The following is a 12,890-nucleotide window of genomic DNA, read 5'->3' as shown; positions in this document are numbered from 1 at the left end:
TTTGTTGCACGCTCAAGGGGATGTTGACGTTACCACCACCTCGGCGATGCCAAGCACTTCAGCCTTCTCCAACACCTCGGCTTCACTTGCTTGGGCATCGGGCATTAGCAAGCTGTTCTCGGCGTCGCCATGGTGCAGCTCAATAAGATGGCGGATGGCATCGGCTTGGGTGAGCTGGGGCTGGTTGAGGTCGAGGGTGTGAGTGCGGGGTTGGGATTCGAAGCGGTAGTGGAGGGTGTAGTGGGGCATGGAGAAGCCTGCTCTGCGCTGATTAGGATAATAGGTTGACTGCGCAGTCAGGAAATTTGTTCAAAGCGGTTTGCTGCCCATCGACCAAACCGCGAAGTCAGCAGTGTTTGTTGACCCCTCTGTGGTCGGAAAAAAGGCTGCTGGTGTCAGCTGTGCATGTGGGCCAAATCCGCCATTCGCCCTCATGCAAGAGCATGGCCTGCGTTAGCGTTAGCAAACCCGTGAACCGGTGTCGTGAGTTTTTCCGCCGCAGTGAGTCTGCGCATGTAACACAGCGTATTGGCTGCTTGAACAATTCGGGATGTTGGGGAATACTGCGCGCACGACTCAACCCATGGCGGGCCGATTAAGTTCAGCTTCAGCCTAGGGTGAAAAAACCGGCCTAAAAGCCGGTTTTTTCGTTTCCAGGGATCAGGAATTGTGCGTACAGCTTTCTTTATTGACGGTTACAACCTCTATTACGGGGTGCTGCACGGCTCCGCTTATAAGTGGCTGGATCTTCCTGCCTTGCTGTCAGCGATCCTGACGGTTCAAGACCCAGAGGCCGAGCTCGCCTCTGTCAGCTACCACACCTCTCCAGTCATCGCTCGCCTTGCCACGCGCGGGCAAGCTTCCAATGACGCACAAAGCCGCTACATTCGCGCCTTACAGTCGAAGGGTGTGTCGATCATCCTCGGCTCGCATCGGCTTACCAAAAGTTACGCTCCCCGCTATGTAGAAGGGCTGCATGCCTCTCGGGCGGATCAGGTTTCGATTTGGCAGCTTGAGGAAAAAGAGACCGACGTCAACCTGGCCTTGGGTATGTATCGTTGCGCCTGTCGGTCTGAGGCGTTGCACATTGAGCAGATCGTTCTGGTTTCCGGCGACACAGATTTAGGTCCTGCTCTCGCCGCTATCCGTGCGGACTTTCCCCACATCCGTTTAGGCGTGATTCTTCCCCACCGCGAGCAGGCCGGGAAATTAGTGCGTGAGCCGCCAGGGTCGCTTAAGGCGCATGCCGACTGGGTACGTCGCTATCTCTCGGAAACGGAACTCGCCGCTTTTCAATTGCCCGGCAAAGTCCCATTGCCGAAAAAACCGGCCATCGTCGAACCAGACTACTGGTAGCGCGCAAAGCGTCGTACTAACCACGGCGCTTTAACAGCGCAATAAAAAACACCCCACCCAAGGCTGCGGTGGCGATGCCGATAGGCAAGTCTTCGGGGGCAATCAACGTGCGCGCGGCCACGTCCACCCAAAGCAGAAACAGGCCGCCGAGCAGGGCGCTGACCGGCAGCAAACGTCGGTGTTCGGCGCCGACCAAACGCCGGGCGATATGCGGCACCATCAGGCCGACAAACCCAATGGCGCCAGATAACGACACCAACACTCCGGTCAGCAGTGAGGTGCAGATAAACACCTGCACGCGCAGGCGTCGGCCGCTAAAGCCCAGGCTGATGGCGGTCTGCTCGCCGCTCATCAACGCATTCAGGCCGCGCGCCAGTACCAGCAACAGGCCGAGGCTAAACACCACGCACAGCGCTGGCAGCCAGATCACCGTCCAACGCGCTGCGCCCAGGCCGCCGAGCATCCAGAACACCACCGAACTGGTGGCGTGGTGGTCGCCGGTGTAGAGCAGCAGATTGACCAGCGCCATCAGCACAAACGACACCGCCACGCCGGCCAGCAGCAGGCGATCGCTCTCCAGTCGGCCCTCTCGCCGGGCCACCGCCAATACCAGCAACATGCTGGTGGCAGCACCGATAAAGGCGGCCAGGGGCAAGCTGAATACGCCGATAAATTCACCGAGATAGAGCACCACCAACACCGCACCCAGAGCGGCGCCGGAGCTGGTGCCGAGCAAGTGCGGATCGGCCAACGGGTTGCGCGTCACCGCCTGTAATGCCGTGCCGACTACCGCTAAACCCGCACCCACCAATGCGCCCAATACCACCCGCGGCGCACGTATCAGCCAGACGATATGTTCTTGGCCTGCCGTCCATTGCCCGCCAGTGTTCGCGCCCAACTGGCTGGCAACAATGCGCCACACCGTGGTCTGCGGTACGGCGGCCGGGCCGAAGGCGAGCGCGGCGATGGCCGAAACGAGCAGCGCGGCGCCCAGGCCCAGCAGCAAAAGGCGGTAATGCCCGGCCTGACGAATCGCCATCAGCGCGCCTCCAGGCTGAACAACGCCGGGTGCAGCGCGCTGGCCAGTTTTTCGATGGCCTGGGCGTTATCTACCGAGGGCGTGACTTCCAGGTACGAGAGCACGATAAAGCGCTGATTGCGGATGGCGCTTACCGCGTGCAAGGCCGGTTGCTGCAGCAGGTAGTCGCGCTTCTGCTGCCACGACAGCGGCCCATAGTCGACGATCACAATTACTTCGGGATCGCGCTCCACCACCGACTCCCAATTCACTTGAATCCAGCTGCCGGCCACATCGTCCATCACATTGCGCCCGCCAGCGCTGTCGATCAGGGCCTGGGGCATGCCCTGGCGGCCGGAGGTAAAGGGCCGATCTTCGCCGCTGTCGTAGAGGAACACGCGGGGCCGATCGGCGTTGTTAGCCAGCTTGCTGCGCACCCGGTCGATGCGCCGACGCAGGCCATCGACCAACGCATTCGCGCGCGCTTCAACCGAGAAAATGCGCCCCAGGTTCAGCAGGTCGCGGTACAGGTCATCCAAGCTGGCGCGCTGCTGCGGGTTGACCCAGGCGCAGGATTCACTCAGCTCATAAACGTTGATGGCAAAGGGCGCCAACGTCTCTGGCGTCACCGGCCCGCCGACCTGCATACCGTAGTTCCAGCCGGCGAAATACAGGTCGGCATCGGCCGCTAACAAGGTTTCCACCGAGGGGTAGCGGCTGGCCAATTCAGGTAATTGGCCGAGGGCTTTTTCTAACGACGGCTCGAGGGTTTTCCAACCGCTGATACCGGTGTAGCCGGCCATGTGTTCGCGCAGACCGAGGGCGATAAGCATGCCGGTCATGTTGATATCGTGGCTGACCGCGCGTTGTGGCGCGCGCTCAAAGCGCACCTCGCGCTCGCACGAACGTACGGTTAACGGGTAATCACCGGCGGCCGCCGGTAGGGCCAGAAAAGCCAACAGGCTGATCAGCAAAGGCGTGTTCATTGCGTAATCCAAGTGATGCGCGGATAGGCGTGCAGCGGATGACGGTCGACCAGCGCCGCTACGCCAAAAACCTGCAGCAATAATTCGGCGATCAGTACCTCGCTTGGGGTACCGCTGGCGACCAGACGACCCTCGGCCAGCACATACAGCCGATCACAAAACGCCGCCGCCAGGTTCAGGTCATGAAAGCTGGCCAAGGTGCTGGTGCCCAGGCGCCGCAGGTGTTGCAGCAGCTCTAACTGGAAGCGCGGGTCGAGGTGATTGGTCGGTTCGTCGAGAATCAGCAGCCCCGGTTGCTGCACCAAGGCGCGGGCCAGCAACACCCGCTGCTTTTCGCCGCCGGACAAACTGGCAAATGCCCGCTCGCCAGTTGCGGCCAGGCCGACGTCGGCCAACGCCTGGGCGACGCGCTGAGCGTCCTCGGCGCTGTCGCCGGCAAACAAGCCTTGGTGCGGCGTGCGCCCCATCGCAACCACATCGTTTACCCGCAGGCCAAATTCCTGGGGGAATTCCTGCAACACCACCGCGATACGTTGCGCGCTCCAGCGTGGGCGCTGTTGCCAGAGGTCCATGCCATCCACGCGCACGTTGCCGGCGGCCGGTTGGCTGGAGCGGTAGGCGCAGCGCAACAGGCTGGTTTTACCGCTGCCATTGGCACCGATCAGGCCGACGAACTCGCCTTGGCCCACGTGCAGGTTGATGTCCTGCAAGAGCCAGCGCTGGCTTTCAGCGGCCCAGGCCACGTGATTGAGGTTAAGTGTCGCCATGCACAGTGCTCCCAGCCTATGGCGTGCGTTAAAAGCGGTAGTCCGCGGTGACAAAAAACGAACGCGGCTCGCCCAGGTACCACTGCGCGCCGTTATTGCTGACGGTGGTGGCGTACTGGCGGTCAAGCAGGTTGTTCAACTGCACGCCCAAGGTCAGGTCTTGCTGCACATGCCAGTCAACGGTGGCGTCGACCACGGTGTAGCTCGGCACCTGGGTGGTATTGGCATTGTCGGCATAACGCGCGTCGACATAGCGCGCGCCGGCACCGACCGTAAAGCGCTCAGCGAAGTCTTTGCGCAGCCACAGATTGGCGGTGCGCCGTGGTACGTCCACCGGCGTTTTGCCCTGGTAGTCAGTGCTGCCGCTGGCAAATTTGTCGTATTCGGCACGCACCCAGGCGGCATTGGCGGACAGTTGCACGGCGTAAGGCAGACTCAGTTCCAGCGTGGCCTCAATGCCGTCGGAGGACTGCTGGCCAATCTGCTGTTGCACGGTGGGGTTGGCTGGATCGGTGCTCAGCAGGTTTTTTTTGACGATGTGGTAGGCCGCCACTGTCCACTCGCCACGCCGATCAAGAAACTGCTGTTTGATGCCAACTTCGCTCTGCTTGGCAGTGGTTAAATCCCAGTGCTGCTGGCTGGCATTTAGGGTCAGCAAGTTGCTGACGCCTTCGGTGCTGGTGGCGTACTGGCCGTACACGGACAGGTCGTCCGTCAGCGCAAACACCAACCCGGCGCGCCAGTTAGTACCCGTCAGGCTGCGGTCGGCGCGGATATCGTTAGGGATATCGGTACGATCCAAATGCACCTGGTCGCGGCGCGCACCGGTCACCAGCGAAAGCTGCTCGGTCAGCTGCGTACGGTTTTCGGCAAACAACGAGAACTGCTTGGCCTGGCTGCCATCTTGGGAACGGTAGGGGTCGTTGCTGATATAGCGGCCACCGCCGGACTGCGCCATGGGTACAACGTCGCTCAGCGTGTTGCCGAAATCATGCTTGCGCACAAAGCGAATCGAGTTGTAGTCGGCGCCGACCACGGTGCGGCTGTCCAGTCCAAACAAGCGGTGCTCAAGGGTAAAACTCTGCCGGTCACCGAGCTGTTCTTCGGTGTGTTTGATGCTGATGAAATCGCTGCGCTGAATTAGATTGCCGGGCTGCCAGGTGTAGGTTTCGGCGTTGCGCCAGCGCCGTTGGGTTTTTAGAAAATACAGCTGGTTGCTGGCCGACAAGGTGTCGCTGATTTGCCACTCGGTCAGCACGCGGGTGGACTGGTCGTTGTAGTGCAGCTCGGCGTCGTCGACGTTGTAATTTCGCGCGCGCAGGCCTTCGCGGTAGTGGCCGTTAACCAAGGGGGTGCCGAGGTACTGCTGCGGCTGCTGGTCGCCATAGTCGTGGGCGAGGGTAACGCTTACGTCGTCGTTGGGCTGCCAACGCAACGCGGCGCTGATCGCCACGCTTTCCGAGTCACCGCGATCAATCCAACCGTTGCTGGCTTGTTGGTTAAGGTTAAAGCGGTAGCTGAGGCTGTCGCTGAGCGAGCCGCCGCTATCCAGTGCGGTTTGCCGGCGGTCGTCGGAGCCATAGCCCAGGCGCACATGGTTTTGGATTTCGCCGTCGAAGGGCTTTTTCGGCACCACGTTAACCACCGCGCCAGTGGCACCTTCGCCATACAACACCGACGCCGGGCCACGCAGCACGTCGATATGCGCTACCGACCAGGTGTCCACTGGGAAGGTCACGGTGCCGGCGCCCACATACAAACGCGTGCCGTCGTACAGCTGCATGATCGAGCTATGCCCGGTAAAACCGCGCGCCGATAACGCCGTGCCGCCATTGCCCGGCGCGCCGGTAAAACTGATGCCTGGCGTGCGGGTGATGGCGTCTTGCACGCTGGCGTTGTTGCGGCTTTGAATCTGCTCGGCGCTCACCGTGGTGACGCTGGCCGGCGTTTGCAACGCGCTGAGGTTTAGGCGCGAGCCGGTCGGCATCGGCGTGTGCAGATCGGCCTGGGCGCCAGCCGTTTCGACGATCTCGGTCGCGGGTAGCGCTAGGCTGTCGTCGTCAGCCGCCTGCACGGGCAGGGCGACCAACAGGCAGGGCGCCAAGGTTGCACGCAGGGCATTACCAGCCAGCGCGCCGGACAACGGTAAAAACAGGAAAGTACGGGACATGTCGTTCCAACTCTAAACAGGAATGAGTAAATCCCGGAGGGAACAACGCATAGGGAATCGCAGGCGCAGGCGCCCACGGAAACCGGCCTGCGCCCGCCCACCGCGGGTTTGCCAAACGAAGCTTCAGGCCGGTCTCCGGGCTTGCGAGGATCATGAAACCTTCACCTTCCCATGCAAGAGCACAGTGGTCTGTCGAAGGGTTCGCTCGCTTACCGTTGCGGGGGCAGCACCGGACTAATCCCTGAGGACGCACCGGTTTCCCGTTTCACCCCATGCACGGCGGCAGGGGGCACCTGAAACAGGCGCGCATCTGACCATCGACGCGCGGCGGCGTCAACGTGCGGAGTTTTTCCGGTTCTTTCTCGCGGCGTGCAAGCGGCGGTTTTATTCCTGCGCAACGCTGGCCAGTGCGGCTGCTTATTGCCATGTAAAGAAGTTAAGGTAAATTCGTCAGCACCAATGGTTAACGGCAGTGGTCCCACTGTGCAGCCACGTCTCCCCATGACCCCACGTCCGTGCTCAACTAGCGGCATAGATCGTGGCCGCTACCGGTGTGTCGACACTTATGAACGTTCCTCCTCTACGCGATAAAACGCTGGCTGCTGCCAGCCCTAACGCGCCGGCCATTGATGCTGCCGAGCGCATCCAGTTGGCGCTGGACGCCGGTGCCATCGTTGGCACCTGGGTGTGGGATATCCCCAACAATATCGTCAACGCGGATGAGCGCTTTGCCCGTTCGTTTGGCCTGCCCGTTGAGCTCTGTGAACAGGGCATGCCGATTGAACAAGCGACCAACTCGATTCACCCGGATGATCGCGAGCGGGTTGATGCCGACATTGCGCAGGCGATGGTCCGCGGTGGCGCTTTTCGCTGTGAATACCGGGTGCTGCAAAGCGATGGTGTGTATCGCTGGGTCGAAGCCAGTGGCCGCGCGGAATTAAATGCGCAAGGCCAAGCGATTCGTTTCCCTGGCGTGCTCTTGGATATCGAATTGCGCCGCCGTGCCGAGGCCGAGCGCGACACGGTTTCTGCCCTGTTGAAAACCTTTACCGCCGCGGTACCGGGCGTGGTGTACGCGAAAGACCTGCAAGGCCGCATGCTCGTGGCCAACCACGGCACCACCGAGTTGATTGGCAAACCACCGACCTTCTACTTGGGCAAGACCGACCTTGAGTTCTTGGAGGACAAAGCCCAGGCCCGGCAGATCATGGCCAACGATCAGCGCATCATGCGCAGCGGTAAGGTTGAGCAGTTCGAGGAGCGTGTCGATATGCCCGACGGCTCGGAGACGGTCTGGCTATCGGTAAAGGCGCCGCTGCTCAGCGAGGCTGGCGAGGTTATGGGGCTTATCGGTTCATCCATCGATGTCACCGCACGCAAAAATGCCGAAGCCGCGTTGCAGGAGCTCAACCAGACCCTGGAAGAACGGGTCAGCGCCGCCATCAGCGAACGCGAAGCCGCAGAAGCAGCACTGCGCCAGTCGCAAAAAATGGAAGCGGTGGGGCAGCTCACTGGCGGTATCGCCCACGACTTCAATAACCTGCTGGCTGGTATCAGTGGCAGCCTGGAATTGATGAAAATGCGCGTGCTGCAAGGGCGTGTAGCGGACATCGACCGCTACCTGGCCATCGCCCAAGGCGCGGCCCAACGTGCGGCAGCCTTGACCCATCGCCTGCTGGCATTTTCGCGCCGGCAAACACTTGCACCGGTGCCCACCGACGTTAACGCGTTGATTGTCGGTATGGAGGGGCTACTGCGCAGTTCGGTGGGGCCGGAGATTCCGCTTAACGTGTGCCTGGCCAAAGACCTCGGCGTGTCGCAGATCGACCCCGCGCAAGTGGAAAATGCCTTGCTCAATCTCTGCCTTAACGCCCGGGATGCAATGCCCGAGGGTGGCAGCATTGTCATCGAAACCTTCAACACCCACCTGGCTACCGGCCCAGAGCTGGACCCCGAGCTTGCCGAAGGCGACTACCTGGCCATTTGCGTGACCGATACCGGCGTGGGTATGGAGCCGGAGGTTATCGCCCGTGCCTTTGAGCCGTTTTTTACCACCAAGCCGCCGGGCGCCGGCTCGGGCCTTGGTTTGTCGATGATCTATGGGTTTGCCCAGCAATCGGGTGGGCAAGTCCGTATTCGCTCCGCCATCGGTAGCGGCACCACCGTGGCCCTGTACCTGCCACGTCATAGCGAAGTAGCCGCAGCAGTCAACGAGGCAGAGTCGTTCTTTCATGTTGGGCAGGTGGCGGGCGGTAAGTCGGTGCTGGTCGTGGACGACGAGTCGTCCATCCGCATGCTGGTGGTCGAGTTACTGAGCAGCATTGGCTACGACGTGATTGAAGCGGTGGACAGCAATGCCGGCCTGAACCTGCTCAGCTCCGATGTGCGCATCGATCTGTTGGTGACCGACGTCGGCCTGCCTGGCCGAGTCAATGGCCGGCAAATGGCCGATATCGCGCGCCAAGCCCGGCCGGGTTTGCCGGTGCTGTTTATCACCGGCTATGCGCAGAACCAGGCGCTCGACCAATGCCACCTGCAGCCAGCAACGGAAGTGCTGACTAAACCCTTTGCTTTGGAAACCCTTGTGTCGCGCGTCAATGCTCTGGTGCAGCCTGGCCATGCAGGCGAAGCAGCGGACTTTTCTCGCCAGACAAATTAGTCTCTGCCCTGCAGCTATTTGGCCAGGCGGGGGTGATGTGGACAGGTTTCAGGAAATGAAAGTGCTGTTGGCCGTGACGGAGGCGGCAAGTTTCGCCGGTGGCGCCAAGCAATTGGGCATGTCACCGCCAAGCGCAACGCGCGCTATCGCGGCCTTGGAGAGCCGCCTCGGCACCCTGCTGCTGGCGCGCAACACGCGTAGCCTGCGCCTCACCGAAGCCGGGCAGCGTTATGTGGAAGACTGCAAACGTATCTTGCTGGAGCTGGAGGAGGCAGAAGACCTCGCTGCCGGTAGCACCCTGCGCGCGCGTGGCAACCTGACCGTTACGGCGCCAGTGATGTTTGGTGAGCTGTTTCTGATTCCACTGGTCACCGAGTACTTGGCCACGCATACGGAAGTCACCGTCAACGCGCTGCTGGTGGATCGGCTGGTGAGCATGGCCGACGAAGGCGTGGACGTGGCCATACGGATTGGCCGCCTGCCGGAAGGCAATTTCCACGCAGTCAAAGTCGGGGAAATTCGCCCGGTCATTTGCGCGGCTCCGGCCTTTCTCGACCGCGTCGGTCGGCCCTCTCATCCACAGCAATTGCAAGGCGCCCAGGTGGTGCTGTCGTCAGCCAGCGCCTTGCTGAGCCAATGGCATTTCAACGCTCCTGAAGGCCCCATCACCCTGACGCCGCAGCCGCGCCTGGTGGTCAATTCCAATCAGGCCGCGGTCAATGCCGCGCGCTTGGGCTGGGGCTATACCGGGGTGCTGTCCTATCAGGTTGCTCAAGCGGTGGCCGCCGGTGAACTGGAGATTGTGCTCGCGGCATTCAGCACTGCGCCGCTGCCGGTGCATATCCTTTACCAGAGCGGCAAGCAGGTGTCGGCCAAGGTGCGCACCTTTGTCGACCACTGCCAACAGCGGCTACGGCAAGACGCCGCACTCAAGCTGCCCGAGGCGCCCTAGGCCATGAGCCGCTACCGGCAAATGGAAATCTTCGCCGCCGTGGCCCAGGCCGGCAGTTTGGCCGCTGCCGCGCGGCAACTGGAGCTGTCGCCGGCCACCATCATGCGTACCGTGGCCGCCTTGGAAGCGCGCTTGAGTGCCACCTTGCTGCTGCGCAGCCCTCGCGGGGTTAGCTTGAGCCCGGTGGGCGAACAGTTCGCCGCCAGCTGCCGGCTGATTCTTCAACAAACCGCCGAGGCCGAGTGCTCCGCCGCAGGCCTGCACAGTGACGCGGCGGGTCACCTCAGCGTGGCGATGCCGCTGCTGATGGTGCACCAGGTGTTTACCCCGATTGCCCTCGACTACCTGCAAGCGTTTGCCGAGGTGCAACTGCTCACCCAAACCCGTGAACAACTGCCCAGGCTGCTGGAGGAGGGCATCGACGTGGCGCTGGTGGTCGGTCATCTGCCCAGCTCCTCTGAATTTGCCGTTGCGGTTGGCCAGGTGCGGCCGATCATGTGCGCCTCGCCTGGCTACCTGGCCCAGCGGGGTCGCCCCAACAGCGTAGAAGAGTTGCGCGCGCACCAAACCATCCTCGCTAGCGCCAGCGGCCATGGCAGTGAGTGGCGCGTGCACGGCAACCCCACGCGCAGCATCAGGGCCACCCCGGTGCTGACCTGTACCACCCAGCAGGGGGCTATTCAGGCGGCGGTTTCCGGTCTCGGGCTGATGCGTTGCCTGAGCTACGAAGTGCACCACGAGTTGCAAACCGGGTTGCTACAGCCCGTGCTGGAGGCCTACCCAGCGCCCCACCTGCCGGTGCACCTGATCTACCGCGAAGGGCGCAAAGCCTGCGCGCGGGTGCGCAGCTTTATCGACTTTGCCGTGCCGCGTTTGCGCGCCCATCCGGCCCTAACCACGTAGGGTGTGCTGTGCGCACCAGAGCGGTATCGAGTCAATTGGCGGCGGCTTTCTTGCACAAACTGAAATTATGGATTGCCCGGCATGGCGATTCTGCTCAACCGCATCGGGGCGCAGCATGGCTTACCCCAACCCACCCACTGCGGAGTTTTAGCCATGTCTCAGAATGCGATCAAACTGTACCGTCACCCTCTCTCTGGCCACGCCCACCGTGTTGAGCTGTTGCTCTCGCTGCTCAACGTGCCCACCGAACTGGTGTTTGTTGACCTGGCTAAAGGTGCACACAAACAACCCGAGTTTCTGGCCTTGAACCCCTTCGGCCAAGTGCCGGTGATCGACGACAACGGCACCGTGCTCGCCGACTCCAACGCCATCTTGGTGTACCTGGCGAAACAATACGGTGAGGGCCGTTGGCTGGCCGAAGAACCCCAGGCCGCCGCACAGGTGCAACGCTGGTTATCGGTGGCCGCGGGGCAAGTGGCTTATGGCCCAGCCGCTGCCCGTTTGATCACCGTATTTGGCGCGTCGTTTAACGCCGAGGAAGTGATCAACCGCGCCCATAGCCTGCTGGCGATGATGGACCAGGAACTAAGCCAATCGGCGTTTCTGACCGGCAACGAACCCAGCATTGCCGACGTCGCCAACTACGCTTACATCGCCCATGCCCCCGAGGGCAATGTGTCGCTGGTGGCCTACCCGAATGTGCGTGCCTGGTTGGCCCGTATTGAAGCGTTGCCAGGCTTTGTGCCGATGCAGCCCACCGCCGCCGGCCTGCTGGCAGGCTAGCGCCAACCGCGTCTACAAGGAGTGCTCGCCATGGAAATTACTTTGCCTAAACACCGTCGTTCGCCTTGGCATGCTGGCGAGCGCTTGCTGCAACAAAAGATCGGCGCGTCTGAGCGCATGGAAGCGGCCGGGCAGAAGTACATCCGCGATTACATGCCCGACCAACACCGCGACTTCTACCACCAGCTGCCATTTATGGTGGTCGGCGCGGTGGATGGCCAAGGCCGGCCGTGGGCGACACTGCTCGAGGGTCCGGAGGGCTTCGCCGGCTCCCCCGACCCGCAGCGCCTGACCCTGAGCACCGCCGCCGACCCGCAAGACCCGGCCGCTGCCGGTCTGCAAGCCGGCAATGCAATTGGCATGCTCGGTATTGAGCTACACACCCGGCGGCGCAATCGGATCAACGGGGTGATTACCCAAGCCTCTGAGCAGCAGTTGGAAGTGGCCGTTGAGCACGCTTTTGGCAACTGCCCCAAATATATTCAGCTGCGTAAATACCAACGGGTGCCGAGTGCGGTAGCCGACCGGCCCTTGCGTCACGACGCCACCACCCTGGACGCCGTGGCCGGCGCGATGATCAGCAACGCTGACACCTTTTTCGTCGCCAGCTATGTGGTGCACGACGACGGCCAGCGCTCGGTCGATGTCTCCCATCGCGGCGGCCGTTCAGGCTTTGTTTATGTGCAGGGCAATCGCCTGACCATTCCGGACTACGCGGGCAACCTGCACTTCAACACCCTCGGCAATCTGCAAAGCAACCCGCAGGCCGGGTTGTTGTTTGTCGACTTCAGCACCGGCGACATGCTGCAGCTATACGGCCGCACCGAGTTGGTCTTGGAAAGCCCTCTGGTCACCGCCTTTGAAGGCGCCGAACGGCTGTGGAGCTTCGACGTGGAGCAGGTGGTACGCCGTCCGGCTGCGTTGTCGATTCGTTGGCAGTTTGAGGAATTCGCCCCCACCAGCCTGATGACCGGCACCTGGGCCGATGCGGAACAACGCCTGCGGCAAAACGAACAACGCAAGCAATGGCACCCCTGGCTCGTCACGCGTGTTGAGCAGGAGAGCCACGACATCCGCTCGCTGTATATCCACGCGCAGGATGGCGCCACGGTGAGCTTTTTGCCCGGGCAACATATTCCCGTGCGTTTGCACCTGAGCAATGGCGATGTGCTGATCCGCACCTACAGCGTTTCCAGCGCGCCCAGCGATGGCCACTTGCGCATCAGCGTAAAAGCCCAAGGCCCCGCCTCGCGCCATGTGCATGAGCAACTAGCGGTCGGCGACACCCTGGAGATC

At 61.8% G+C, this 12,890-nt stretch carries 11 protein-coding genes and 1 riboswitch; of the genes, 6 read left to right on the top strand and 5 right to left on the bottom strand.

The features are described from left to right. Positions 1-12: 12 nt before the first annotated feature. The gene (locus AAAB16_RS18505) at positions 13-249 is read right to left on the bottom strand and encodes a hypothetical protein (RefSeq protein ID WP_340664646.1); all 237 of its coding nucleotides are present in this window, start codon (positions 247-249) and stop codon (positions 13-15) included. 420 nt (positions 250-669) lie between these two features. Here AAAB16_RS18505 and AAAB16_RS18500 point away from each other — a divergent pair, with 420 nt between their 5' ends. Next, the gene (locus tag AAAB16_RS18500) at positions 670-1,356 is read left to right on the top strand and encodes an NYN domain-containing protein (RefSeq protein WP_340664645.1); all 687 of its coding nucleotides are present in this window, start codon (positions 670-672) and stop codon (positions 1,354-1,356) included. Between the two features lie 16 nt (positions 1,357-1,372). Here the strand turns inward: AAAB16_RS18500 and AAAB16_RS18495 are convergent, their stop codons facing one another. Genes AAAB16_RS18495 through AAAB16_RS18480 form a run of 4 tightly spaced genes read right to left on the bottom strand, consistent with a single transcriptional unit; the run spans position 1,373 to position 6,297 of the window. Further along, entirely contained in the window at positions 1,373-2,395 is a 1,023-nt protein-coding gene (locus AAAB16_RS18495) for an iron ABC transporter permease (protein WP_340664644.1), read from the bottom strand. After that, positions 2,395-3,360 carry an ABC transporter substrate-binding protein gene (locus AAAB16_RS18490; protein ID WP_340664643.1) on the bottom strand — a complete coding sequence of 322 codons (966 nt, stop codon included), beginning with the start codon at positions 3,358-3,360 and terminating at the stop codon, positions 2,395-2,397. Before AAAB16_RS18490 ends, AAAB16_RS18495 begins: the two co-directional genes overlap by 1 nt. Continuing rightward, complete coding sequence (locus tag AAAB16_RS18485) at positions 3,357-4,127, bottom strand: ABC transporter ATP-binding protein (RefSeq protein WP_340664642.1); 771 nt, start codon at positions 4,125-4,127, stop codon at positions 3,357-3,359. Before AAAB16_RS18485 ends, AAAB16_RS18490 begins: the two co-directional genes overlap by 4 nt. 28 nt (positions 4,128-4,155) lie before the next feature. Continuing rightward, on the bottom strand, positions 4,156-6,297 hold the full coding sequence (locus AAAB16_RS18480; protein WP_340664641.1) for a TonB-dependent receptor: 2,142 nt from the start codon (positions 6,295-6,297) through the stop codon (positions 4,156-4,158). 108 nt (positions 6,298-6,405) lie between these two features. Continuing rightward, positions 6,406-6,609: riboswitch (cobalamin riboswitch) on the bottom strand. Positions 6,610-6,862: 253 nt separating this feature from the next. On the opposite strand from AAAB16_RS18480, the gene AAAB16_RS18475 reads away from it, so the two are divergent. The 5 genes from AAAB16_RS18475 to AAAB16_RS18455 all read left to right on the top strand — a co-directional run. Beyond that, positions 6,863-8,956, top strand: a complete 2,094-nt coding sequence (locus tag AAAB16_RS18475) for a PAS domain-containing protein (RefSeq protein ID WP_340664640.1) — start codon at positions 6,863-6,865, stop codon at positions 8,954-8,956. Between the two features lie 55 nt (positions 8,957-9,011). Beyond that, on the top strand, positions 9,012-9,908 hold the full coding sequence (locus tag AAAB16_RS18470) for a LysR family transcriptional regulator (RefSeq protein WP_340664639.1): 897 nt from the start codon (positions 9,012-9,014) through the stop codon (positions 9,906-9,908). Positions 9,909-9,911: 3 nt separating this feature from the next. Next, positions 9,912-10,811 (top strand): LysR family transcriptional regulator, encoded by a 900-nt coding sequence (locus AAAB16_RS18465; protein WP_340664638.1) that lies wholly within the window; start codon positions 9,912-9,914, stop codon positions 10,809-10,811. A 153-nt stretch (positions 10,812-10,964) separates the two neighbouring features. Beyond that, positions 10,965-11,594: a glutathione S-transferase gene (locus AAAB16_RS18460; protein WP_340664637.1), complete on the top strand. Its 630-nt coding sequence runs from the start codon at positions 10,965-10,967 to the stop codon at positions 11,592-11,594. A 30-nt stretch (positions 11,595-11,624) separates the two neighbouring features. Continuing rightward, positions 11,625-12,890: pyridoxamine 5'-phosphate oxidase family protein (locus AAAB16_RS18455; protein ID WP_340664636.1), on the top strand; the 1,266-nt coding region annotated here is incomplete at its 3' end.

Source organism: Pseudomonas sp. (genome assembly GCF_037994325.1).
In the GTDB taxonomy this organism is placed as follows: Bacteria; Pseudomonadota; Gammaproteobacteria; order Pseudomonadales; family Pseudomonadaceae; genus Aquipseudomonas.
This window is presented reverse-complemented; position numbering and strand designations above follow the sequence as displayed.

Excerpts from the sequence above, each read along its gene's own strand:
- AAAB16_RS18505 (WP_340664646.1), bottom strand. The coding sequence starts at position 249 with ATGCCCCACTACACCCTCCACTACCGCTTCGAATCCCAACCCCGCACT.
- AAAB16_RS18495 (WP_340664644.1), bottom strand. The coding sequence starts at position 2,395 with ATGGCGATTCGTCAGGCCGGGCATTACCGCCTTTTGCTGCTGGGCCTG.
- AAAB16_RS18490 (WP_340664643.1), bottom strand. The coding sequence starts at position 3,360 with ATGAACACGCCTTTGCTGATCAGCCTGTTGGCTTTTCTGGCCCTACCG.
- AAAB16_RS18485 (WP_340664642.1), bottom strand. The coding sequence starts at position 4,127 with ATGGCGACACTTAACCTCAATCACGTGGCCTGGGCCGCTGAAAGCCAG.
- AAAB16_RS18480 (WP_340664641.1), bottom strand. The coding sequence starts at position 6,297 with ATGTCCCGTACTTTCCTGTTTTTACCGTTGTCCGGCGCGCTGGCTGGT.
- AAAB16_RS18475 (WP_340664640.1), top strand. The coding sequence starts at position 6,863 with ATGAACGTTCCTCCTCTACGCGATAAAACGCTGGCTGCTGCCAGCCCT.
- AAAB16_RS18470 (WP_340664639.1), top strand. The coding sequence starts at position 9,012 with ATGAAAGTGCTGTTGGCCGTGACGGAGGCGGCAAGTTTCGCCGGTGGC.
- AAAB16_RS18465 (WP_340664638.1), top strand. The coding sequence starts at position 9,912 with ATGAGCCGCTACCGGCAAATGGAAATCTTCGCCGCCGTGGCCCAGGCC.
- AAAB16_RS18460 (WP_340664637.1), top strand. The coding sequence starts at position 10,965 with ATGTCTCAGAATGCGATCAAACTGTACCGTCACCCTCTCTCTGGCCAC.